The 24,643-nt window shown below is 40.0% G+C and carries 19 protein-coding genes; 4 read left to right on the top strand and 15 right to left on the bottom strand.

The window, feature by feature from the left end; genetic code table 11:
• Positions 1–419 precede the first annotated feature (419 nt).
• The gene (locus ACQ86H_RS04520) at positions 420–1,052 is read left to right on the top strand and encodes a nitroreductase family protein (RefSeq protein ID WP_121283905.1); all 633 of its coding nucleotides are present in this window, start codon (positions 420–422) and stop codon (positions 1,050–1,052) included.
• 296 nt (positions 1,053–1,348) lie between these two features.
• Entirely contained in the window at positions 1,349–4,075 is a 2,727-nt protein-coding gene (locus ACQ86H_RS04515; RefSeq protein WP_246862646.1) for a carboxypeptidase regulatory-like domain-containing protein, read from the top strand.
• Between the two features lie 87 nt (positions 4,076–4,162).
• Here the strand turns inward: ACQ86H_RS04515 and ACQ86H_RS04510 are convergent, their stop codons facing one another.
• From ACQ86H_RS04510 to ACQ86H_RS04445, 14 genes are all read right to left on the bottom strand, one after another.
• Entirely contained in the window at positions 4,163–5,122 is a 960-nt protein-coding gene (locus ACQ86H_RS04510) for a 2-hydroxyacid dehydrogenase (RefSeq protein ID WP_431293992.1), read from the bottom strand.
• 42 nt (positions 5,123–5,164) lie between these two features.
• Positions 5,165–5,470 carry a hypothetical protein gene (locus ACQ86H_RS04505; RefSeq protein ID WP_431293991.1) on the bottom strand — a complete coding sequence of 102 codons (306 nt, stop codon included), beginning with the start codon at positions 5,468–5,470 and terminating at the stop codon, positions 5,165–5,167.
• A 35-nt stretch (positions 5,471–5,505) separates the two neighbouring features.
• A complete protein-coding gene (locus tag ACQ86H_RS04500; RefSeq protein ID WP_431293990.1) occupies positions 5,506–5,970 on the bottom strand; it encodes a DUF4249 family protein in 465 nt (154 codons plus the stop codon).
• 102 nt (positions 5,971–6,072) lie between these two features.
• Positions 6,073–8,298: a TonB-dependent receptor gene (locus ACQ86H_RS04495; RefSeq protein ID WP_431293989.1), complete on the bottom strand. Its 2,226-nt coding sequence runs from the start codon at positions 8,296–8,298 to the stop codon at positions 6,073–6,075.
• Between the two features lie 99 nt (positions 8,299–8,397).
• Positions 8,398–9,594 (bottom strand): multiheme c-type cytochrome, encoded by a 1,197-nt coding sequence (locus tag ACQ86H_RS04490; protein ID WP_431293988.1) that lies wholly within the window; start codon positions 9,592–9,594, stop codon positions 8,398–8,400.
• A 16-nt stretch (positions 9,595–9,610) separates the two neighbouring features.
• Complete coding sequence (locus ACQ86H_RS04485) at positions 9,611–10,387, bottom strand: carbohydrate-binding protein (RefSeq protein ID WP_431293987.1); 777 nt, start codon at positions 10,385–10,387, stop codon at positions 9,611–9,613.
• Positions 10,324–11,361, bottom strand: a complete 1,038-nt coding sequence (locus ACQ86H_RS04480; RefSeq protein WP_431293986.1) for a glycoside hydrolase family 5 protein — start codon at positions 11,359–11,361, stop codon at positions 10,324–10,326. Before ACQ86H_RS04480 ends, ACQ86H_RS04485 begins: the two co-directional genes overlap by 64 nt.
• Before the next feature lie 17 nt (positions 11,362–11,378).
• Entirely contained in the window at positions 11,379–12,776 is a 1,398-nt protein-coding gene (locus ACQ86H_RS04475; protein ID WP_431293985.1) for a glycoside hydrolase family 30 protein, read from the bottom strand.
• Positions 12,777–12,861: 85 nt separating this feature from the next.
• Positions 12,862–13,998: a RagB/SusD family nutrient uptake outer membrane protein gene (locus tag ACQ86H_RS04470; protein ID WP_431293984.1), complete on the bottom strand. Its 1,137-nt coding sequence runs from the start codon at positions 13,996–13,998 to the stop codon at positions 12,862–12,864.
• 11 nt (positions 13,999–14,009) lie between these two features.
• On the bottom strand, positions 14,010–14,387 hold the full coding sequence (locus ACQ86H_RS04465) for a hypothetical protein (RefSeq protein ID WP_431293983.1): 378 nt from the start codon (positions 14,385–14,387) through the stop codon (positions 14,010–14,012).
• 12 nt (positions 14,388–14,399) lie between these two features.
• Positions 14,400–14,534 carry a hypothetical protein gene (locus ACQ86H_RS04460; protein WP_431293982.1) on the bottom strand — a complete coding sequence of 45 codons (135 nt, stop codon included), beginning with the start codon at positions 14,532–14,534 and terminating at the stop codon, positions 14,400–14,402.
• A complete protein-coding gene (locus ACQ86H_RS04455; protein ID WP_431295336.1) occupies positions 14,534–17,152 on the bottom strand; it encodes a SusC/RagA family TonB-linked outer membrane protein in 2,619 nt (872 codons plus the stop codon). Before ACQ86H_RS04455 ends, ACQ86H_RS04460 begins: the two co-directional genes overlap by 1 nt.
• A 32-nt stretch (positions 17,153–17,184) precedes the next feature.
• A complete protein-coding gene (locus tag ACQ86H_RS04450; RefSeq protein ID WP_431293981.1) occupies positions 17,185–17,541 on the bottom strand; it encodes a carboxypeptidase-like regulatory domain-containing protein in 357 nt (118 codons plus the stop codon).
• 288 nt (positions 17,542–17,829) lie between these two features.
• Complete coding sequence (locus ACQ86H_RS04445) at positions 17,830–20,658, bottom strand: triple tyrosine motif-containing protein (protein ID WP_431293980.1); 2,829 nt, start codon at positions 20,656–20,658, stop codon at positions 17,830–17,832.
• Between the two features lie 636 nt (positions 20,659–21,294).
• Here ACQ86H_RS04445 and ACQ86H_RS04440 point away from each other — a divergent pair.
• Both ACQ86H_RS04440 and ACQ86H_RS04435 read left to right on the top strand, forming a co-directional pair.
• On the top strand, positions 21,295–21,765 hold the full coding sequence (locus tag ACQ86H_RS04440) for a hypothetical protein (RefSeq protein ID WP_431292575.1): 471 nt from the start codon (positions 21,295–21,297) through the stop codon (positions 21,763–21,765).
• The gene (locus ACQ86H_RS04435) at positions 21,684–22,586 is read left to right on the top strand and encodes a transposase (RefSeq protein WP_431295335.1); all 903 of its coding nucleotides are present in this window, start codon (positions 21,684–21,686) and stop codon (positions 22,584–22,586) included. Before ACQ86H_RS04440 ends, ACQ86H_RS04435 begins: the two co-directional genes overlap by 82 nt.
• Positions 22,587–23,240: 654 nt before the next feature.
• Here the strand turns inward: ACQ86H_RS04435 and ACQ86H_RS04430 are convergent.
• Positions 23,241–23,900 carry a GDSL-type esterase/lipase family protein gene (locus tag ACQ86H_RS04430; protein ID WP_138818475.1) on the bottom strand — a complete coding sequence of 220 codons (660 nt, stop codon included), beginning with the start codon at positions 23,898–23,900 and terminating at the stop codon, positions 23,241–23,243.
• Positions 23,901–24,643 lie beyond the last annotated feature (743 nt).

Genomic DNA, 24,643 nt, shown 5'->3' with positions numbered 1-24,643 from the left:
GTTGCCTCTACAAGACACCAAGTTTCTTCCCGTTTTCCGCTTTTACGCTTCGCTTCCTCGTACCTCGTTGCTGCAGGGTAACACTTCAACCGGGGCTAGATGAGCAAAACAGCATTTCCTTTTGCGGTTGCAGTGCGCACAGCCCCTGTTCCTAAACCTGCTTGGAGCGAACACGAAGTGCAACGGAGTAAAGCGTAAAGCAGGGCTGAAAACCGCCAAGAACCACAAGCCATTCATTTCCTAATTCTATTTCGGTCGGTGAGATACCAACGGATAGGAAAAGTCAATGGCCAAGCCCCTCTTTACCATTGACTTCAGCCAGCGGAGCCCAATAAAAAAATTCTTACCATACATCAACACTAGCCTTAAAGCTTATCTGCATATTTGCTCCATAAAAATTTAAAAAAATCTCCAAAAATATGAGCTTAATAGATGCCCTGAACTGGCGTTATGCCGTTAAGAAAATGAACGGTCAGCCTGTTGAACAAGAAAAGGTTGATAAAATTATTGCTGCAGCACATTTGGCACCAACATCATCAGGTTTACAGCCTTTTAAATTAATTGTGGTAACCAACCAGGAATTAAAAGAGAAAATTGCGCCGATTGCTTTTAACCAATCGCAAGTGATCGATTCTTCTCACCTGTTAATTTTCGCGGCAAACGAAAATTACACAGAAGAAGGCATTGATGCCGTTTTTAACAGAATGAATGCAGAGCGTGGCTTACCACTGGATACCACAGATGCCTATAAGGCACAACTTAAAGGCATGATCTTATCCAGAACTGCAGAAGAAAACTTCAACCATGCAGCCCGTCAGGCTTATATTGCTTTCGGTATTGCCATTGCAGAAGCTGCGGTACTAAAAGTAGACGCTACACCAATGGAAGGTTTTAACGGACCTGCATTAGATGAACTTTTAGGCTTAGATAAAAAAGGTTTAAAAAGTGTTACCCTATTGCCATTAGGAAACAGGGACGAGGCCGGCGATTGGTTGGTAAATCTTAAAAAAGTACGTTCACCTAAAGAAGAATTCTTGATCGAGTTTAAATAACAGGCAAACACCATTATATTTTAAAACAAGCCGCTTTTAGCGGCTTGTTTTGTTTTAGCAGAGTTAGTTTGGAGTCGATTAACCGATTTACAAGTTCCCAGTTTTCAGTTTACAGTTAACCGGGTTAAACAATTAAGTGGTTAACCTAAAAAGCACTTCATTCGTAGATCCTGAAACAAGTTCAGGATGACGATGTTCTGAGAAAATTTTGTAAAAAAATGTTAAACCTCATCACATTTTATGCGCTCTCTTTATAATTGGATATATTTACGGGCTTAGCATTTAATATCCAATACATGAAGATTTTTAGATTATCGTTTATCATACTGTCACTTTTATCAACATTAAGTTTTTCTTCTTCGGCCCAAACCGATACCATTAGCATAAATACCATCATTACCAAAACCAACAAGGTATTGAGCGATTACCCTTCCGAAAAAATTTATCTTCATTTCGATAAGCCTTATTATGCTGTTGCCGATACGGTTTGGTTTAAAGCTTATGTTACCGAAAACCAGAATTTCTTATCCGGAATTAGTAAGATCATTTATGTGGATGTTATCAATCAGAAAGATTCCCTTATCCAAACCTTAAAATTACCCATTACCGGTGGTTTTGCTTATGGCAGTTTTCCCCTAGACCAGATCAACTATAAACAAGGTAATTACCACATCAGGGCTTATACGCTATGGATGCTCAACAGTGATGATCCCGCTTATTTTAACAAGACCTTTTATGTAGGCGAAGCGATTGACAAGGAGGTAAAAACCCATATCACTTATAAAAATACTTCTACAGATAAGTTAGAAAAAATTGATGCCCGTGTACAATTTAAAGATGCCAATAACAAACCCTACGCCAATAAAAATGTAAGCTGGCAGGTGGTTACCAGTTTTACGGTAATTGCCAAAGGCAGAGGTACAACAGATGCGAACGGTTATTTAACCATCGCGATGAGCAATGCACAGAAAGCGGAATATCAATTACAAAAAGGTGAATTGATTACCAGCATTAATACCACTGATAAAGATGTGGTGAGCAATAGCTTTCAACTTAAAAACGCTATTTTAAGCAAAGATTTTCAATTTTTCCCTGAAGGTGGGAGTTTAATTGCCGGCTTAACCAACAAGGTAGCCTTCAAAGCCATTAAAAGTGATGGTTTGGGCATTAACTCAAAAGGTACGGTAACCGATAATGATGGCAAAACTGTTGCTACTTTTGCGGCTCAGCATTTGGGGATGGGTAGTTTCAACTTATTGGCCGAGACTGGAAAAACGTACAAAGCAGCTGTTACCTATGCAGATGGAACCACTCAAAATTATAATTTGCCAGCTGTTGCCGCAAATGGCGTTTCTGTAATTATAGATAACAGCAGTGCAGATAATATAGCCATAAAAATTTCGGCTAACGATGCCTTCTTTGAACAGAACCAAGGCAAAAAGCTTTATTTAATCGCGCAAAGTAAAGGTGTTATCTGTTATGGTGCACAAACTGCATTATCAAATAAAGAATATAATACTACTGTGCTTAAATCAAAATTTCCTACCGGAATTGCCCAGTTTACGCTGTTTAACGAGTTTGGTAAACCCTTAAGCGAAAGATTGGTTTTTGTTCAGCACAAAAATACCATGGCGGTAACGCTAACCAGTGCTGCAACTACTTATGGAATCAAGAAAAAGGTTAAGATAAATGTTGCTGCTAAAAAAGATGGCGCCCCTGTAGAAGGTAGCTTCTCGGTAGCTGTTGTAGATGAAACCAAAGTTCCATCCAGCGAAGATGCAACCAGTACGATATTAACCGGCCTGTTATTAAGTAGCGATGTTAAAGGTTACATTGAAAAAGCAAATTATTACTTTAATGCACCTGACGCAAAGAAAAATTCAGATTTAGATGTATTGCTCCTTACCCAGGGATACCGCAGTTTTAAATATACCGATATCATTGCCAATAAATTGCCAAAAATTGATTTCTTACCGGAACAAGGAATCGAAATTTCTGGTATTTTAAGACAGAACAACGGCATACCGGTGAGGAAAGGTGCATTATTATTGAGTATTCCGGATAAACGTTTCAATTTGGAAGGCACTACCGACCCGGTTGGGAATTTTAAATTTTCGAACCTGGTATTTAACGACTCCTCTAAAGTAACCATTACCGCTAAGTATAATGTAAACTATAAAAACATGACCTTAAGCTTAAATGGTGCACCAGTACCGACATTAACCAGAAACTTTAGTGCAGCTGAAGAGGTTTTAAATATAGACAGTGCTTTAACCAGTTATTTAGATAACAGCAAAAGACAATATGCTTATTTGCATACACTAAAAGATGTAAATATTAAAGCCACAGTGGTTCCGAAAGTAAGTCATAAGGATTACCCCGCACTGAGCGGACTAAGCCAAATGGCCGACCATGAAGTTAGTGGCGATCGGTTTAAAGGCTGTGGTTTATTGATTAATTGTTTACAAGGTATGCTTGCGGGGGTTACCTTTGCCGATAATAACTTTTACGTAACCCGCGATTACAACCAGGGCAAAAAAATCCCGATGGGTATTTTCATCAATGGTATGAACGTGGATGTTAACCAAATCAATACATTAGATCCGAACCAGCTTGAATCGGTTGAGGTATTTTTAAGAGACGATTTAGGTTTGGTGAACCGTGCCAACAATGTAAACGGTGTAATTGTATTTAACCAGAAAAAAGCACCTAAAGGCACCAAGATTACGAAAGCTCAGTTAATGGATATGCTTCCTAAATACTATGAGCTTACTTTCTCGCCACAGGGTTATAACAAAGAAAAACAGTTCTACTCACCTAAATATGATGTTCCTGCCAGCATGAACCGGAACGATTTAAGAACCACCATTTATTGGAATCCTAAAGTAGTTACAGACGTAACGGGTAATACTTCTTTTGAATATTATAACGCTGATGGAAGAGGACAGTACAAAGTAATTATCGAAGGAATAGATGCCAATGGAAATTTGGGAAGAGCGATTTTTAAGTACACCGTAAAATAATTGATTGATGGAAAATGTAAGATGGATGATGGAATTGGCTTTTCGCCCCCTCATCCATCTTACATTTTCCATCTCACATCTCCCATCTTACATCACTTCAAACGGCAGCTTCTCCCCTTTTAGCCCTGCAACGATATTCTGAACGATAATTCTGGCCATTGCTGCTCTCGTTTCTTCGGTGGCTGAGCCAATATGTGGTAAAATGGCAACGTTTTCCATAGCCAACAAGGGATTATTTTTATCCATTGGTTCCGGGTTCGTTACATCCAAACCGGCTCCCCATATTATTTTCTCTTGTAAGGCTTTAATTAAATCCTTTTCGTTATGGATACCACCTCTGGCTGTATTAATAAAAATAGAATTGGGCTTCATCTTCTTAAAAACATCAAGTGTAAATTTATCTTTCGTTTCGGGCGTTAGCGCCGTATGGATAGAGAGTACATCACTTTGTGCCAAAAGTTTTTCGAAGGATACATATTTTGCGCCGATTTCTCTTTCAGCTTCTTCGTTACGCGATCGGTTGTGGTAAATCACCTCCATTTGGTAGGCTGCAGCACATTTTTTGGCCATTTCTAACCCAATTTTGCCCAGGCCAAAAACACCGAGGGTTTTCCCATTTACTTCAATTCCGAGTTCTGGCGAGGGCTCGTAGTTTTTCCACTCTCCCTGAATGATTTTTTTATGCGAGAAAAAAGCCTTTCGCGATACAGCCAGCATCAGTAAAAAAGCAGTATCAGCAGTTGCACCGCTCAAAACTCCGGGCGTATTACCAATAGGAATGTTTAATTTTTTAGCGGTAGTTACATCTACCTGGTCGAAACCTACTGAATGTAGCGCGATCACCTTTAAGTGGCTACAGGCATTTAAAAATGCTGCATTAAGCTTATTGGGGCCAACACTAATCAACGCATCCTGATGATGGCAGGCTTCAATCAGTTCTTCGGCAGTAATCTGCCTGTTTTCTTTCCATTGAGTAATGGTAATATTATTTTCTTCCAGTTCCTTTAAACCAACTGGAGCAATATTGCCGCTTATAAATACTTTCATACTCATTTAACAGTAAATCTGAACAGGAGTTTTGCTTAATGTTTACTTTACAGTAGCCGTGAGTACCTGGTAGGTGTTTGCACTGAAATACCCCAATGCATTATTCGAAAGGTTTGATGTGGGGTTGGCCGGCGTGGTACCCTGATTAGGCCCGCGGTCTGCTTGCTCGCTTAGTGCATACCAATAATTAAAAATATTACTGTCAACACATTCCATTTCAACCCTAACCTTATCATTGGCATTCAGCTCATCGCTGTCGTGATCATTATTGGGTTTAAAAAAGAGCTGGATCCGCAAATCGTTACCATTGGTTAGCCTGTCGTTACTGGCATAATAGCGTCGCGACAACACATCATTTACATAGAGGTTAAAATGGTAGAAATTTACTTCATTAACCGGATCTTTAAAGAAGACTGCCGCTGTTTTGCGTTCACGACCAAAAAAGTGTTATTAATGATCCCGATTGAATCCATCTTAACCACATTAGGCATTTTAGAACTGGCGGTATAGTTTTGTCCTTCGACAGTCGCATTTAAATTATAGGTAACACCAGGCTCACCCTTCATGCGATTAACATAAGTACCTGGCTTAGTTCCTTCTTTAAATACAAACGTATTTCCCTTGCTATCGGTTACGGTAACCATGGCACCCGAAATTTTCGGAAAAACATTTTCCTCGGTATACCCTATCGTTTTGCTGATTTTAATTTCCTGGTCCATCAACTGGTTATTAATGATCCCTTCAATCACTAACTGTGGGTCGGCATTCTCCGTATCGATAGAAATGATTTTCTTGCATGAAGCGAGGCACAAGGTAAATAAGGCAAAATATATGGTCAGTTTTTTCATGGCATTAAAATTTAAAATTCCAGGTAACAGATGGAATAAGTCCGAAAAGAGAGGTTTGCTGTGCAGCAGTTTTGTTCGGATTTTGCGGATCGGTAATGAACTCTATGGAATAAGGATTTTTTCTGGCCAGCACATTGTAAATACCAAAATTCCAGCTCGATTGGTATTTGCCTTTTTCTTGCCATCTAATGTGGCACTTATATCTAAACGCATATTGTAAGGCATGCGGCCTGCATTGCGCTGGGTGTAATAGTAGGCCGGTTGCCCGCCAACGGTATATTTCCCTGCCGGATAGGTAACTGCATTACCGGTACTGTAAATAAAGCTTGACGAAAATGTCCACCTTGAGGTCATGTTGTAAATACCAACCAACGAAATATCGTGTGTACGGTCTTGCCTGGCCGGAAAATATTTGCCGTTATTCAGTTCTGTAAATTTGCGCTCAGTGCGGGATAAGGTATATCCTACCCAGCCATTCAGCTTGCCAAATTTCTTTTTAAAAAACAATTCCATCCCGTAAGCTCTACCTACGCCGTATATCAGTTCCGATTCTACATTCGAATTGGCCAGCAACTGGGCGGCATTCTTATAATCGATCTGGTTTTGCAACCATTTATAATAAATTTCGGCTGATAGCTCGTAAGTATTCTCCTTAATATTTTTAAAATAACCCAGCGCTACCTGATCGGCAACTTCTGGTTTGATATTATTGCTGCTCAACACATATTGATCGGTTGGTGAACTGGAAGTGGCATTGGTTAAAATGTGAACATTCTGCGTATTGCGGTTGTACGATGCCTTAATAGAATTTTCTTCGTTAAACAGGTAACTCACTGAAAAGCGGGGCTCGAGGTTGAGATAGTTTTTGTAAAACTTGCCTTTGCCCACATTTTCTGTTGAGGTGATTTCGCCTGCTGCATTGTAATTATTAAAATTTCCTGGCCCCATTAAAGAAAAAGCGGCCAGCCTTACACCATATAAAAAGTTAAGATGCTCGTTTACATTCCATTCATCAGAAATATAGGCAGCAGACTCTATACCATACCTACGCTCTTGCGTAAGCGAATTTACCTGCGAGGATACATCGCTATCAATATCAATCGGCGATATGCGGTGCTGGGTAGCATTTAGCCCGAACCTGAGAATATGTTTGTTACTGAAATACTGAAAATCTTCTTTAAAATTAAAATCGCGTACCAGCGAAGTAGCCTTAAAATTAGTCGCATCATTTAACAAACGAACGGTATAATTGTAGTTGTTGTAAATTAACGAAGTATTAGAAAACAAGCGATCGTTAAAAATATGGTTTAAGCGGATGGTGGTGGTTACGTTTCCCCAGTTATTCTCAAACAAATCCTTCACACCAATATTATCCTTACCAAAATAGCCCGAAATATAAATGGTGTTTTTATCATTGATTTTATAATTCGCCTTTGCATTAATATCGTAAAAATTCAGCGTGCTTCCATTCACCGACGAATCTGGCGAAGCCCTTAAAAACAGATCTATATAGGTTCTGCGAAAACTCACCATGAATGAGCCTCTGTCTTTTACAATTGGTCCTTCAGCTTTTAAACGCGAGGCAATTAAACCAATACCGCCCTGAAACTTAAATTCTTTATTGTTTCCATCATCCATTTTAACATCTAAAACAGATGATAAACGGCCTCCATACTGTGCCGGCATGCCCCCCTTATATAAACTTACATCCTTAATCGCATCGGCATTAAAAGTAGAGAAAAAGCCCAGAAGATGCGAAGAGTTATACACCACAGCCTCATCTAAAATGATTAAATTCTGATCGGCAGCACCACCACGAACATAGAAACCCGTATTTCCTTCGCCACCAGATTTTACACCCGGCAACAATTGGATGGTTTTTAAAATATCTCTTTCTCCAAGCAATACGGGAATGGAATTGAGCGTTTTCATATCAATTCTTTCCAAACCCATTTGCGCACTTTTTACATTTTCGTTTTTACGGTTATTGGCACTGACATTTACTTCATCTAAATCGTTCGCACTTCTTAATTCCTCATTTAACTTGGTATCTTTTGTTAAATTGATGGTTTTAACGATGGATGCATAGCCGGTATAACTTACCGCCACCGTGTAGGTTCCTTGGGTCTGCGTTAAGGCAAAATATCCATAATTATTGGTTAAGGTTGCTGCGGTAGAAGCTCCGGAAATTCTTACCGTTGCGCCAATTAAGGTTTCGCCTGTGCCTGCATCGCGAATAGTGCCGCTAAGGGTAAATTTCTTTTGAGCAAAAATAGAGGTAGATAGAAAAAGGAAGGATAATAAAGCTAAGTAGTATTTTAGGGGCATATTGGCTACTATCTAATTTTTAAGGTGGAAACCAAATGTACGAAATCCAAGTCCTATTAAAAGATATTGGAGCATTTCTTAATAAAAGTTTGGTTTTTACTAATTGATAACGGGATAAATGGCAATATGGTGCGAGCGTAAATGGTACGGGCTGAGATGATCTTTACCTGCCTGTTGAAACGTGATTAATTTCGAAGATTCTTTAGGCATGTGGCAATCGATACAATTGGTACTGAGCGATCCTTTTGCCAAAATTGCCTGACTGTGCTTTGTATTTTGGTGACAGCCGATACAGCGTTGCGAGTAAATCGCTAAATTACCTTTAATATTTTCGTGTGTATTGTGGCACGATTGGCAAGTCATATTTTCGCTTTTCCGATAACAATTGCTTCCCATTAACATGTTGGTTTGGTTACCATGTACATCTGGATTGCCACCACCAAAACCCACAAAATCCTGTGCGTAGTAATCATCTAAATTATCGCCGGGTGTGAAACCAAAAACCGACTTCTGGGCAACCAGGGTATTTCCGGAATGGCAAACTCCGCAGGCATCCATCTTTTGTTTACGGCTTAATGTTTTATAAATGGTGATGAATTGGGCAGTTTTCTCTGCTGGATTTTCAAGATGAAAAACCGCATGTTGCCTGCCAGGCCCGTGGCAACGCTCACAATCAATACCATAAAGCAAGGCACCGCGCTCCATTTCTTCATCTGTAGTGATGCCCGAAGTTTGGATATTTTTTTTATCTACGTACGAAGCATGGCATTCTAAACAACGGCTACCAATGGGCCGGTCGTAATAAAAGGTTTCTTTTGTAAAACCCGGACTAATGGCCCAGTTACGGATCTCCGAAAAATAGGAAAGTGGTAGTTCATACAGTTTTTTGCTCTTCCAGTAAGCATAGGTATAGGCTTTTTCGCCCGAACCAAATACCATATCAAATTTTTCGGCGCGCACTTCTTTTCCGTCTACATAAGCGACCTGAAAAACACCACCACCTCTTTTCTCAATAACCACTTTTTGGTGTGCATCGAAGTTAAAGACATTAGAATCGGGAGTAAAAACCTTTAACAATTCCTGATCGTAAACAGGTTTGGAGGTTAAACCATGTGCGTTATGTGCAAAAGATTGCTTAATCTCCTGATGGCACTTTACGCAGGTGGCAGCGCCGGTGTAAGCTTCTCCTCTAATGTCTTTTGGTAACTCATCGGCCGCATTCATGCATCTTGAAAGAATACTGATGATTACTGCCATCGCTCCTAAAATAACCAGGATCCTTTTTATACCTTTCAAGATGATGTTTTACTTTTTATTTTATAAACTGAATATAACTAAAATTATAACCACCCGTAGCCGCCAATACCCTAATTTTTTGATTCCCGGCCTTTAAAGACACATTTTTGATTTCGAAAGTACTAAACTTTTTCTCATCACCAGTATTGGGAACGGCCACTTCTCTGGCAATGGTTTTACCATCAACTAAAATGGTGATCCGTCCGCCAGCATGATCTGCTGCTGTCTTAATTTTTAAAGTATAAATACCTTTTTGGGCAACATTAACCGAGTATTGCAACCACTCTCCTTTTTCGATATGGTTTACATAATACTTTTCGTACTGTAGTGAATCTTTTGCAATATCGACACCATCATTCCGGTAAATCCTGCCGCGGTTTCCTGCTGATCTTTTATTGGTTGAAGTATGGTAATCGGCTGTATCATTATCGAAATAGGCAAACCCGTTTTTCCCCAGGTCGAAATCAACCGCATAAACAATGCTCTTGTTTTTAATTAAATTGGCTTTAAAAGGTTTGGTTTCGTTGCTAAAGGGCTGACGAATCATTGCATCAATTACATCGCGGTGAATGATATTATTTTCTAACCTCGAATAAATGGCCAGTTCCATCAGGCCGCTGTACACATTGCTATCCTTAGGTTTGTTGCCGCCATTATTCAGGTATTTTACCAGTTCATCATAATTGGGATTCGATTTAATTTCAAGCGGATTATTAACGCCTATTTTCTTTAAAGGCCACCATGACCAGCCGATATTATTTTTTCTAAAAGGTGGATGGCGTCGGTAAACCAAACATTAGAGTTTTCGCCTGTTTCGCCCAGCCAAACGGGTACATTTTGTTCATCGCGGGCTTTGATGATGTGCGCTATCGAAGCCTGATCGTTATAATTCCAGTATTTATGAAAACTTAAGGCCATGTTTTTATCCCACAGCGGGAAAATACCATTGTAGTTATTGCCCCAGCCGTTGCCTTCGATTATAATGAGGTGTTGCTCATCTACCTCGCGGATGGCTTTGGTAATCGCTACCATCAGTTTTCTTAAGGGAGCGTTCACTTTTTCCTGAGTACCATTTTTATCTTCTTCGGGATTGGTGAAACCATAGTTTGGTTCGTTTATAATATCGTAGGCACCAATGTAGGGCTCGTTTTTATACCTTTCGGCCAGCTTTCGCCAAAGGGCAACGGTTTTCTCCTGGTTGGCCTCACTATCCCACAGGTAGGGGTTAGACGGATCGCGGTCGGCAATATTTAAATCATTACCCTGTCCGCCCGGTGCTGCATGTAAATCTAAAATAAGGTACATGTTATTGGCCTTACACCAGTTGAGTAAACTATCGGTTAAGGCAAAACCTTTTTCAAGCCAAGTATTTTTTCCTGCTACAGGTTCCTGATCAACCGGTAAAGTATAGAGATTATAATGCATAGGCAGGCGAATGGAATTAAAACCCCAGCGTTTCATCGAATCGACATCTATTTTGCGCGTATGGTTAGTCAACCAGGCATCGTAAAATTCCTGGGTTTGCTTCGGGCCCATCAGCTCTGCTATCCTTTCGCGGATGCGATACTGCTGTGCCTCTTTATTAATTTTAAGCATGTAGCCCTCCTGCAACATCCAGCCACCCAGGCCAATGCCGCGTAACAACACATTCTGGCCTTGCCCATCAATAATTTTTGTGCCTGATGCTTTTAAAAAACCCTGACCAAAACCGGTGAACGAAATGCTACTGAACAAAAAAACAGATAAGAGTGATTTTTTTAAAAACATAGTTGATTGATTGAAAATTACCAGATATAAGTAGCTACAGCACCCTTATCGAGCGCCGCAGCATAGGTTTTGCCCTTTAGGCTGATGTTAAATGCTGCAGTTGCTTTACCGGTATTGGCCAAAATAAGTACATATTTCCCTGCTGGCGTTTTAAATGCAACATTGGCCAAACCATCTGGCTCGCTCGAAGCAATCCGTACAGCGCCAGGCCTTACAAACTTCGAAGCATGGGCAATGGAGAAATAGGCCAGGTTACGGCTATAATTGTCGCCATTAATGGTAACTGCCCCCTGACACATGGAGCAACCACCCCTATCGGTATAAGGTTTATTTTCCGGATCTGCAGCAAGGTTCCACTCCAATACATTTTTAGCCCAGTTACGTGTGGCACCGATAATTAAGCGTGCTACCGGATTTACGATATCAATGGTCGTGGCATCAGGCGGTTCTACTACCATTTGCTCTGAGAAATAGATGTTTTTATCTGGATGGGCATTGTGCACATCAGTTAAGGCTTCAATCCTGCCGCCGTAAAGGTGGAAGGCAGATCCATCGATATATTTTCTGGCTTCCGCGTCATCTAAAATACTGATCGGATAATCGGGCCGATCGGCATTGTGATCGTAAATAATAATTTTGGTTTTAATATGGGCTTTTGCGAAAGCAGGTCCTAAGAATTTCTTTACAAAAAGTGCCTGATCCGGTGCCACCATAAGCAAGCTGGGATTATTGCCCGGGTGCAGCGGTTCATTTTGAACGGTAATGGCATCAATAGGAATACCTGCTTTTTGCATTTCCTGTACGTAATGCACAAAATATTTGGCATAAGCCGCATAATATTCAGGTTTAAGCATGCCTCCGCGGGCATCGTATGTTGTTTTCATCCATAAGGGAGGAGACCATGGCGAACCCATAATTTTAATTTTAGGGTTAATGGCGAGGATCTCCTTCATTACCGGAATAACATCTGCCTGATCAGGGCCTAAATCAAATTTAGCTTGTTCCAAATCGGTTTGTCCTTCTGGAAGGTCGTTGTAAGAAAATACTTTTTCATTTAAATCCGATGCACCAATACTCAGGCGGATATAACTAACACCGATATTATTGCCATCGGCTGCAAAAAGTTCTTTAAGCAAAGCTGCTCTTGCTGGCGCTGACATTTTGATAATGTGCTGGGCACTTCCACCTGTTAGGGCATAACCGAAGCCATCTATACTTTGGAAAGTTTTTTTATCGTTTATTGCAATTACAGGTTGTTTGTTTTTAGCTGTAGACAACCTTAAACCTGTAGCCTGACGGGTAAATAAGGCTGTACGATCGGCTTTGGTTAACCATACCTGTGGCTGGCTTTGCGCCATAACCGAAAAAGTAAAAGCACAACACATTAAGAGTCCAATGGACCTGGTAAATAGCATAAGAAAGATGATTTGATAAAAAACAGGAAGAAAGAACTCGCTCTCTTCCTGTAACAATTAAACTTTAAGGATATTATACTCGACTTTACTTAGTGCCACCCCATTCTTTACTTTGAAGAATTTTGGTGTTGTTTAACTCAGCCTGTGGGATAGGTAAGGTCTCATTTTTATTTGCCTGAAATCCTTTAAAGGCCAGTTTAGCAGGAGCAAGCCCCCATCTCACCAAATCAAACCATCTTTGTCCTTCAGCTACCAGTTCCAGACGCCTTTCTTTCATGATATTATCCATGGTTACGGCAACAGGATTTAAACCTACACGGGCTCTTACTGCATTGAGGAAAATATAAGCCCTGGTGCCTGCACCAACTGCAGCACCACTTCTCAACAATGCTTCAGCTTCCATTAAATAGGTATCAGCTAAACGTATTTCATACATATTCTGACCAAAGTTTAACTCCAACTGGCCAACAGCAGCTTTGGTAGAAACTCTTCCGGCGTATTTCTCAACAAAATATCCGGTGTTATCATTTGCATGTTTATAGGTTACAATGCCTGCCTTTTCCAAACTATCTAAATTGGCAACCGTAGGTTTGTTACGCGGATCGTAGTGAATCAGATCAAACAATTCTTTGGTTATTGGCATCACACTCCAACCCGAAACATAGTCTGGCGCTTGTGCAGCAATTACAGGAACATAGTTACGTGGCCCTACCAGAATGCCCATCACATTACCTTCACGGCTGCCAACGTTACTCCAACCCATGTTAGAGGTAGTATTGTAGCTGAGTTCTAAAATGGATTCAGAATTAAACTTGTTTTTAACATTCCATAAATCAGCAAAATTTGGAAGCAGCTTATAGCCATAAGTGCTTGCACCAGGAGCTGTACCATTTACAAGCGCAAACTCTGTAGCTGCCAGGGCCCATTTTTCCTGCCATAAATAAACCTTACCTAAAACTGCATGAGCTGCACCTTGATTCAAACGCCCGGCATCAGCAACAGGGATAGTTACAGGAAGAGCAGTTAATGCCTCTCCTAAATCTTTTTCTATCTGTTTATATACATCTGCAGGGGCAGCCTGTGTAACATCGAACATACCAGAAGGCTCTACCGGCGCTAAGATTAAAGGTATATTCTTGAAGATACGTACCAAATCAAAATAGAATATGGCCCGTAATGCTTTAGCTTCGGCAATATACCTTGCCTTGGTTGTAGCATCCATTGAAATGCCTTCTATTTTTTTAATAGCACATTTGCACGGTAAACACCGGTAAAGCCCTTACTCCATAAATAACTTGGGGCTCCTGATAAGGAGTTTACTGTATAATTATTCATCGCCTGCATATCTCCTAAATCTGACGGAGAATCGGCACCAGCATAGTGATCATCCGATGCAGAGCTAAATAAATTAAGTTTGGTGAGGTAGCCACTAGATTGGTTACCCAATTGATCATAAACCGCCACCAAACCCGTAAATGCCTGCTGCTGATTTTGATAATAACTTGTCTCCAGGATACGTTCACGCGGATTTACATCAAGCTGTTTTTGACAAGAAACGATAAGCTGAGAAGCGGTTAAAAGGGCTGCAATAGCTAAAATATTCTTTTTCATTTTTAATTTTTTTTAGAATCCAACATTTAAACCTACCATAAACGAACGTGCTTGCGGATAAACTCCACGATCTACGCCCAATACAGTTCCACCGATTTCAGGGTCGTAACCTGTATATTTTGTAATGGTCCACAGGTTTTCACTCATTAGATATACCCTAACTTTTTGTGCGCCAATTTTTTAATCACATTAGCTGGAAGATTATAACCTACCTGAAGGGTTTTTAAACGGAAGTAATCTCCTTTTTCTAAATAATTTTTAGAGAACTTGGTATAGTTTCCATTCAGATCCTTGTCTGCAACACGAGGAATATCAGTTGAAGTGTTGGTTGGTGTCCACCTGTCCAGAATTGATTGTTGCCAGTTTCCGTAAGTTACATCTAAACGTCTTAATCCCTGGAAAATCATGTTTCCGCCAACACCATTTCCGAAGGCAACAAAATCAAAGTTTTTATAAGCCAGATTAATGGTAATACCGTAGGTATATTTTGGAAGCGGACTGCCTAAATAAGTACGATCGCTACCGTTTATGGTTTCATTGCCATCTAAGTTGGCAAATTTAATATCTCCGGGTTTTGCTGAAGGTTGCAACACGGTACCTCCTGGACCTTTATAAGCATTAACTTCTGCCTGCGACTGGAAAATACCAAGCACTTCGTATCCATAAAACTCATTGAATGCACGCCCAAGTCCGGTACGGGTAAAGTTGCCCATGCCCTGAAAACTCTGTGCATTATCCTCTATAAACTCTCTTCCTGGCAATAACTTGGTTACCTTATTTTTCAAGGTTGAGATATTGGCATTAATCCCCAGATTAAGCTCCCCGATTTTTTTCTGTAGCCTAATTCGAATTCTATACCAGTATTCTGCATATCGCCGACATTTTCTGCAGGCACCACCAGCTGCACCTAAATAAAGTGGAATAGATGGCGTTTGCAATACACCAATGGTTTTCTTTTTGAAATAAGAAGCGCTAAGGCTAAAATCATTAAACAAGGTTGCATCCAAACCAATATCTGTCTGGTGGGTTTCCTCCCATTTCAAATCAGGATTGGATAAGGCAGCCGGACTCCATCCAATGGTACTTACATCAGTAGTTCCAAAAGTATAATTACGCCCGCTATTGACTAACGATACGTAACTGAAATCGCCAATGGCATCATTTCCTGTAATTCCGTAGCTACCACGTAATTTTAAGAAATTAACGACTTTATTTTCTTTCCAGAAAGCCTCTTTTGTAGGCACCCAGCCTATTGAAGCTGAAGGGAAGTAACCAAACCGGTTGTTGGTACCAAAGCGTGAAGAACCATCACGACGGATAATACCTGTAAATAGGTATTTTTCATCATAATCATAAGTTACACGGGTAAATAAAGAGTTAACAACATGCAAGGTAGCATCACTGCCATCACCCTGAATATCGGCAGTTGCCGGCTTATAGTTTAAATTGGCCTGATAAAAATCCTGAGCAATAATATTGTTAAATCTTACATTTAAACCACGGTTATTGTTGTCCATATAATAACCCTGACCAAAGATTGCATAAGCATGGTGTTTACCAAAACTTTTAGAATAGCTAATGGTATTCTCCCAGTTGTAATTTAGGGTCATGTTCATCTCACGATAGAAGTTAGTCTTCGAATTCGTATTTGCTGGACTCAACCAGTATAGTGGGGTATAAGATTCTGAACCATAAAAAGCAAGTTTAGTTCCCAGCGATGACCTGAATTTTAAATTTTCAATAGGCTCAATTTCTAAGAACGCATTACCAACAATGTTGTGATCCCAGCCATAGTTACCTAATCTGGTTTGATTATATGCTAAAGGATTGCTCATTTCCTGACCAACAGGGCCCGAGATACCATAAGGAAATCCTGTTGCCGGATCTCTTATAATATTGGCAATGGTATAAGGAGATTTGCTAATGATGTTTGGATCTGTTTGAATAACCGGAGTTATGGGATCTAAATGAATGGCCGAGCTTAGCGGACCACCAAATTCACTATTGGTGTTACCTAACGACTTATTAACTGAATGGCTGTAACCTAAATTCTCGCCAAAGCTTATCCACTTGGCAGGCTTAAATGTAGAATTAAGACGGATGTTTGCACGGTTAAAACTAGAAATAGGTGTAGATACAATACCATCCTGATCGATATAACCAAAGGAAGTATAAAAGGTAGATTTATTCGTTCCGCCTGAAACGCTAAACTCATGGGTCTGTCTGCGGGCATCGTCATTAAAAACAACCGATTGCCAATCAGTACCTTCTCCATAAGCAGATGGATTTGCATACGGAAGTGTAAAAGTACCGTCGGTGGCCGCATTATAACTGTTTGCATACGCTTCATTCCTGATTGTAGCATATTCTGTGGCATTTAACAGTTTTAACTTTTTAGCCGGTGCCTGTGTACCATAAAATCCATTGTAATTAATAGATAACCTTCCTTCTCTACCTTTTTTGGTAGAAACAATAATTACCCCATTTGCTGCTCTGGCGCCATAAATGGCTTGCGAAGCTGCATCCTTTAAAACCTCAATAGATTCAATGTCTGATTGATTTAGATAACCAATACCACCATTATCTACAATTACCCCATCAACAACCCAAAGCGGATCGTTATTACCTGAAGAGGCAAAAGAGGTAAAGCCCCTTACCCGTACTGTTGATGCGGAGCCCGGCTGTCCGTTACCACTTGCAATCGTTAAACCAGATGTTCTTCCTTGTAAGGCTTGCTCTACCCTGTTAATGGGCATCGATTCCAGATCTTTTGCCTTTACGCTGGAGATGGATCCGGTTACAAGGGCTTTTTCTGAGTACCGTAACCCACAACTACCACCTCGGTTAAATCTTTCGAATTGGCAGATAGCGATACATTAATACGGCCATCAGCAGGAACAGTTATCGTCTGTGTGGTCATACCAATCAAACTGATGTTTAATTTTCCACCTAGGGGCGCCTGGATGTTGAAAACACCATTTGCATCAGTAGATGCAGCCTTGGTTGTGCCTTCCAGCCGAACGGTTACGCCTGGTAATGGACTACCATTTTGTTCTGTTACTTTTCCTGTAACGGGAATGTCTTGTGCCAATAAGGCCAGCGGCAATGCCATGATACAGTAAATGAAGAATACGAATGTAAATCTTCCTCTCATAGAAATTAGTTTTAAGTGATGATATTTGGTTAGTTCATGATACAGTCTTACTGGTTTCTGTTCATCAATCAAATCTATACACCTGTGTACGCAATAGCAGAATTTGCTACTACTACACCAACCATACATCACCCCTTAAAAAGGCAAAAAAACAAAAAAACAGGCCTACATAAGCCCTACAGCATAAATGTAAATACCTGTATCACAGTAATTTAATTTTTTCATCAGAAAATAACATCATTTGTAACAAAAACAGGCGTTAGGCCATTTTTTGTCGCGCTATTTCGATCAAAAACTCGTATAAATTCGTTTCTGGCTTAAGCTGAAGTTTTTTCTTAAGCGATAACGCCCCACTTCAATCGCCTTAATCGTCACATTCATGAGCTGGGCCATTTCTTTTGAAGAAAGATTCATAGACAGGTAGGCACAGAATTTCAGATCATTCTGGCTCAGGTCTGGATATAGATCTTTAAGCCGGGTAAAGAATTCAGTGTTTACATGATTAAAGTGCACACTCATGTGGTCTAGCTCCTGATCCTTCTTTTCTACATCTTTAATCAGCCTGATCAGGTGCCTGAAACTTGGGGAACTTTCATTGAGGTCGTGGTTTTTAATTACCGCCGATATCACCTCTTTAATCTTAGCCAATACCTTACCTCGTTGCACTAAATGCATGGTCATGGTAGAAAGCTCTTTGTTTTTATAATTTACATCCGCTTCGAGCTTTTCGTTCTGCAGCCGCACAATTTCCTTCTCGTTCCTATCCAGTTCCAGCTGATGCAGGTAACTCATGCGCTCCTGCTCCTTGATGTGTTTCTTTTTCTGCCATCTGATAATCAGTCTTAAAGCCATCACAATTAAGATGAGGTAAAAAATCCGCATCCATATAGTATTGTACCAGGCTGGCAGCACTATAAAAGTATAACTTACCACCTCAGATTCGTTACTGATGCCGGTACTCGCCTTTACATTAAACGTATATTTTCCGGCTGGTAAATTGGTATAATCTTTTTCACTTTTCGTACCCCATGCAGACCATTCGCTATCAAAACCCGTAAGCTGATAACTGAATTTAATGTTCTTATCATGCTCAAAAAGCGTTGAAGCGTATTCGAAATGGATCGAATTTAAGCTGTACACGTATTCAGGAATCTCGTATAGGTCTTGCCTGGCTGTAATAGCGCCCTTATTTACAAAATATCCTCCAAAAACCACACTATCTTTATTTCCCATTAGCTTAACGGTGCCCAACACCACCTTTGGCCGGGTAATATTCTGAATGTATTTTTTATAATTGATATGATAGGCGCCTTTATTGGCCCCTATAAATATATTTTTGCTATCCGGCGTGTATATCGATTCGAAACCGCCAACCACTTTGCCGTTTAGCTCGGGCAGGTATAAAATGCTGAAGGCATCTTTTCCATTCGGCCTGTGGAAATCAATTACACCTACTTTTTTATTGGTTACAAACCAGATGTTACCATCGTTATCCTCTTTAAGATATTGAATAGGGATACCATTAAGTGCCGAGCCGAACAATTTAAAACGGGTAAACTTTTTGCTCGCGGCATTATATTCAAAAACCCCGCTTGTAGTGGCAATTACTACCCTGTTTTTAATATGGAATACATAATTATACAGCTTAGTTGGTAAACCATCCCGATCAGAGAACAGCGTAGTGCGTAAGATGCTTTTATGATCGGGCTTGAGTTCTATTTTATACACGCCATGATAGGGGTGTGAGGCCCAGATTAGATCGGGGTTATTGTTATCGGTTACAATAAAGCGAAGGGTTTCATTAATGCCGGCAATTTTACCGCCGTTAACAAAGTGGCCACCGGCGTAGGTTATTTCCTGCAATCCGGTGTAAGTACCTGCAATTACCTCTTTGCTGGGATAAACATTATCCATGGTTTGATATGTCCAGGTGCCAATAAGGTTATATAGTGGCGTAGCCGTATTATCCTTCACCAGGAGGGTCCCATCCTCGTGAGCCATTAACAGCTGGTTGTTAATTTCATCCAGCCCCCATACCTGCCCTTTAGTATTTTTTACCTCTTCAAAATTGGCAGGCGAATAGCTTAAATCGGGCATAGCTGTATTAATTTTTGCCCGGTACAAACCATTAGACGTACCGATATAGATAGATTGATCGTATTTGCGGAAAGTATAACTGGTAATTTGCTTATTGCGGTCGGGCGAAATACTTTTCACCGCACTGTTTATGGCCACATAAGCAATTCCGTCATCAAGCGCCAGCCACATATTCTTATCTTTATCAAGCAATATGCCTCTTACGTTATTGTTCTGCAGGCCTTCTTTATAATTGTATTTTTGTACCAGGTCGCCACGCTTGTTCATAATATACACCCCACCCGAAGTGGTGGCCACGCCATATAAATCGGGACTGATTTGGGTGGCAAAATAAATCCTTTCGTTTAAAAAAACCTGATCTAAACTGGTCCTCAAAGGTTTTAGTTGATGGTTAATAACTAAAAAGAATCCTTTTTTTAACATCGAAACCAATAGCGTATCGCCACCATAAGGAAGCACAGCGGTAATGCCCGAACGGTTTAAAACACTATCCACGCAAAATGGCTTCCACATAGCGTGGTCGTAAATCATCAGGCCCGAATCAGATGACTGCGAAAAAACCTTATTCTTTACGGCCCCCATAAACAGCCAGTTCGTATTGGTTTTATAACTTTTAATTACCCCGTCTTTATAATGCAGAATAGCATGTATCGACCTAAAAAATACTTCATCCTGAACAACTGAAACGCCCCAGATATCGGCTAGTTTCCGCATATTTTCAGGCAATAGATTTAACAGCGAGGTATATTTTAAAATACCTTGCGCATTAGGGTAGAAATAACCAAACTCATCTTGCCCGCCTACGTAAATGCGGTTTTTAGAATCGATCCCTACCGAACGTACCGAGGTAAAGTTGGGCAACCTGAACAGGTTCCAATAGCGGCCGTTAAAAGTAAGCAGCCCCTCATTGTTACCAAAATATAGGATGCCATTTTTATCCTGCTCTACATCCCAATTTTGAATACCCCCACTATATTGCTCATTATTGTAGTTTACCACCTGAGGGATTCCTAAAAGCACCTGGGCTTGGGCACAATAAGCAGTCAAAAAAATAATATAGCAGCTAGAAGTTTCTTCATTTGGTTAGGGAACGGTTAAAACGCAATAATAAATATATAATTTTAATTCCGGTTAGCCGCGCTTACAATTTCAGTGGCTTGCGTGTGTCCAATGTCATTAAGTTAAGCACTGCAGTCGTCAGTCTGAGCCGTTCAATCGGGGTTAGTTAACAAAAGACAGTACAATAAACCAAGGAATGCCTAAATATTTAGGTGCTAAGGTGCCTAAGGTGGTGAGAAAAAAAGGTTATTTTTTCAAAGCCATCTGCAAAAAAAGTTTTTTAACCATATAAGAAATTTAAGGTCATGTAAGCTTATGTGTTCTTATGTGTCTTACATGGTATAATTGATAGAAATCTGTTAGTAGCGGTTCCAAAGGTGAAAATTTGATCTTATTTCTTTGTAGCGCAAAGCCTTTAGTGCTTAGGCTTGTTCCAGTCCCGCTTTCACTGCAAGTCCTCGCTGTGCTCCGGGCTTTCCGTTCATCCGATAGCTCCTAATGTCCGCAGGTTAAAAAAAGATGCTGCAAAACCTTGATAAATAATGTTTTGCAGCAATGTAATATTCACTTAAATTAGTGTTGACCAATATTACTGCTGTGAAAATAAGAAATTCAAATCCAATATCCTCTTTCGGAGGCATAAATTTTGTTTTTGACTACTTAAACAAATTAGAAATCGATAAACTTTGCCATGCCCATCTGCCCTGCGTTGCTGCCCAAAGCAAGTATTCCTGGAAGGATGTTTTCTACTCACTTAAATCTGTTTTTCTCTGTGGCGGCGATAGTGTTGAAGATCTTCATACCCACTTAAAAAGTCATTTTCTCGACAATCCTTATCTTAGACTGGCAAGCCCCGATACTGTTTTGAGAAGACTCTCCGGGCTTACCGAAGAAACAAAAACCTGTGTAACCAAGCGGGGTGTGGTTACACATCAATATTGTACCAACCAGACCCTTGAGAACTTTAATCTGGAAGTCCTCAAAAAATCGGGGTTCTTGATTCCCAGGAACTTACCCTTGATTATGATAACACGATCATTTTCAATGAAAAACAGGACAGTAAAATGACCTACAAAAGGGATTATGGCTATCAGCCAGGTGTTTGTACCGTCAATGAGCAGTTTGTACTTTATATCGAAAATAGAAACGGAAATTCTGACGCAAAGTCATTTCAAAGGGATACGCTGGAAAGAATTTTTAATCTGCTTGAAACAAAGAAGGTAAAAAAGATTAAAAACTTTCGGGCAGATGCGGCATCCTACCAGTATGAGGTAGTTACTTTGCTGCAACAAAAGGTAGAACACTTTTACATAGGATGCAGAAACAGCTATGTCGAGAAATATTTTCCTCAAATTTGCAACTGGAAAGTGATGGAGGACAAAAATGGCCTGCTGGAAGTAGGGTACACGGACATCATTCCCTTTATAAACCAGGCCAGGGAACAAAATCAACAGCCACAGACATATCGACTGATTGCTAAACGAAGATTGAAAAAAGATGGCCAGGTAGATTTGATTACCCAGGATGCCTATGAATACAGGGGAATTCTAACCAACAACTTTGAAATGGATGTTGTTGACCTTGTCCATTTTTATAATCAGAGAGGGAGGATGGAGCGGCAATTTGATATCCTTAAAAATGATTTTGGATGGAATAACATGCCTTTCTCTACATTAAACAAAAACCTGGTTTTCCTTTATCTTACAGCGATCTGCAGAAACATATATAATAAAATCATTGATTATTTTTCACAAAAGGTAAAAACGCTGAAGCCATGTTTCAGACTAAAAAAGTTTCTTTTTAGATTCATTATCCGGCCAGCCAAATGGGTTAGGCAAGGCAGAAAGCTGAAATTAAGAATTTACTCAATAGATCATAGCTACCCATAGGGCCAGGATCACTAAAAGAAATAATAGCGCTAATATTGTTACCTGAAATACAGCCAGGAGGGGACCTCTATTTCATTTTTATGCCTAAAATAAAATTTAGATCCCAAATCTGTTCAGAAATGCCAATCAAAAATGAACTTCCGCCTGTAAATATAATTATCGTGGAATAAAATCAGGTGATATTCATTTTTAGAACTTAGTAATATTCAGATTAAGACAGACATGCGGATTTTAGGAGCTATCGGATCGGGGCTAGTTTATTGGAGACCGTGCAAGAAAAGATACAATCGGGTGTCCTCAAGTGACTAAGGTGGTAAGAAAATAGACCAGGGTTTATTTGTACTGAACAATATCTCAAAAAATTCTTGACCATATAAGGAATTTAAGGTCATGCAAGCTTATGTGTTCTTATATATCTTATATGGTAAGCCTTAGTTATCAAGCTTGCGCGCGTTTCTAACGCGTGCAGAAATAGCTCAACGATTGCATCGTTACGCTATTCCAATACACTTTGATCGCCTATTGCAATGAATTTTAATCTCAATATCCTTACCATAGATTTCTCCACTTCGTTGCACTCCGGTCTAAATGAAATTTCCTGTTGCTATTCAACTTTAGTCTTCGGACCTCTGACATCGGACTTATGACTAAAATCTACTTCAACAAATGCGGTTCTACAGCCTTGCGCCAGATGGCGTACCCCTTAGCATTCATGTGCAGCATATCGCTAACAAACAGCTCTGGGCGCAGCTTCCCGTCTTTAGTAAGCATCAAAGAATAAACATTAACGAATTTGGTGTTGACTTCGCCTGCTAAAAACTTTTGAATTAGCGCATTTGAGGCTACTGCTTTTTCTTTAAATTGATCGCGGCTTGGGCTCGGTTTAATCGAAATATACACAATAGGAACCGTTGGCAGTTTGGCCCTGATGGCCTGGTATAACTTAATGGTGCGGTTTAAAACGGTATCGGGTGTTACCATATCATTAGGCAGGTCGTTCTCACCCACATAAAGTACAATCTGTTTTGGTTGATAGGGAAAAACCACATCATTTAAATAATAGGTAATATCATTAATTACTGCACCACCAATACCGCGGTTCAAGGCATTGTATTTAGCAAAAATCTGTGTACAATCGTCCCATTTCCGGATGGATGAACTGCCTACGAACAGCACCGGATGAACGGGTGGTTTATACATTTGATCGTATTTTTTAATGGTCTGCACATCATCCCAAAAGTTTGGTTTCTTTTGGGCAAAAGCAGTTACAGTTAAAAAAGAAATTAAAAGGAAGCTTAAAAATGATCTTTTCATGCGAATAAGGATTTAAGGCCCACAATATACCAATATCCTGTTTTTTACAATCAATTCAATCAAATTTATTACGCCCGGTTATTAAAAGCCTAACAGATTCCAAAGGAAAAATCGTCATTGCGAGGAGGAACGACGAAGTACTCATGAATGCCCCTGAATAAAAAACACTTATGAATAATCGTAATGCAAGCGCTTTAAGATTCCAGCCCGCGCGGGAATGACGACCGTACTAATGGATTCTGTCTATGGTAGCGTAGTCGAAGGATCTTTTACGATAGGTTATACTTCAAAAATTAACGATTGGTAAGGTCTTCGACTCGGCTCAGACGGACAAATCAGGTTGTTTCCCCCGCATTGTCATCCTGAGCCTAGTCGAAGGATCTTTTACGATAGGTATACTTACAACAATTAACGATTGGCAGGGTCTTCGACTCCGCTCAGACTGACAACAAAAAAATTATCCCTTAAAACCAGCACTAAACCGCTCTGTCCATAGTTTAAACATAGCCTCTCTATGGATACAAGAATAAAATTGAGTTTATAAACTCAATTAAAACGAGTCACAGACACGAACAAATTGCATTGCTGCTGCCTGTGAAAAAAATTACGAAGCTCTTTTTTGCCTGCTTCACCATATTTTTTTATATTAGGTTAATCAAAAGGAATGATAACCCAAATCAACCCATCTGATTAAAAATCCCAAAAAATATTCCAAGTCCACCTTTACGCCACATTTACCCCAC

The sequence above is a fragment of the Pedobacter sp. P26 genome (assembly GCF_050632135.1).
Taxonomy (GTDB): domain Bacteria; phylum Bacteroidota; class Bacteroidia; order Sphingobacteriales; family Sphingobacteriaceae; genus Pedobacter.
The sequence above is the reverse complement of the archived record's forward strand: the minus strand, read 5'-3'. Positions and strand labels throughout refer to the sequence as shown.

Bases quoted from the DNA above. Each gene is read 5' to 3' on its own strand.
- ACQ86H_RS04520 (WP_121283905.1), top strand. From the start codon at position 420: ATGAGCTTAATAGATGCCCTGAACTGGCGTTATGCCGTTAAGAAAATG.
- ACQ86H_RS04515 (WP_246862646.1), top strand. From the start codon at position 1,349: ATGAAGATTTTTAGATTATCGTTTATCATACTGTCACTTTTATCAACA.
- ACQ86H_RS04510 (WP_431293992.1), bottom strand. From the start codon at position 5,122: ATGAAAGTATTTATAAGCGGCAATATTGCTCCAGTTGGTTTAAAGGAA.
- ACQ86H_RS04500 (WP_431293990.1), bottom strand. From the start codon at position 5,970: ATGAAAAAACTGACCATATATTTTGCCTTATTTACCTTGTGCCTCGCT.
- ACQ86H_RS04495 (WP_431293989.1), bottom strand. From the start codon at position 8,298: ATGCCCCTAAAATACTACTTAGCTTTATTATCCTTCCTTTTTCTATCT.
- ACQ86H_RS04480 (WP_431293986.1), bottom strand. From the start codon at position 11,361: ATGTTTTTAAAAAAATCACTCTTATCTGTTTTTTTGTTCAGTAGCATT.
- ACQ86H_RS04475 (WP_431293985.1), bottom strand. From the start codon at position 12,776: ATGCTATTTACCAGGTCCATTGGACTCTTAATGTGTTGTGCTTTTACT.
- ACQ86H_RS04470 (WP_431293984.1), bottom strand. From the start codon at position 13,998: ATGGATGCTACAACCAAGGCAAGGTATATTGCCGAAGCTAAAGCATTA.
- ACQ86H_RS04465 (WP_431293983.1), bottom strand. From the start codon at position 14,387: ATGAAAAAGAATATTTTAGCTATTGCAGCCCTTTTAACCGCTTCTCAG.
- ACQ86H_RS04460 (WP_431293982.1), bottom strand. From the start codon at position 14,534: ATGAGTGAAAACCTGTGGACCATTACAAAATATACAGGTTACGACCCT.
- ACQ86H_RS04450 (WP_431293981.1), bottom strand. From the start codon at position 17,541: ATGAGAGGAAGATTTACATTCGTATTCTTCATTTACTGTATCATGGCA.
- ACQ86H_RS04430 (WP_138818475.1), bottom strand. From the start codon at position 23,900: ATGAAAAGATCATTTTTAAGCTTCCTTTTAATTTCTTTTTTAACTGTA.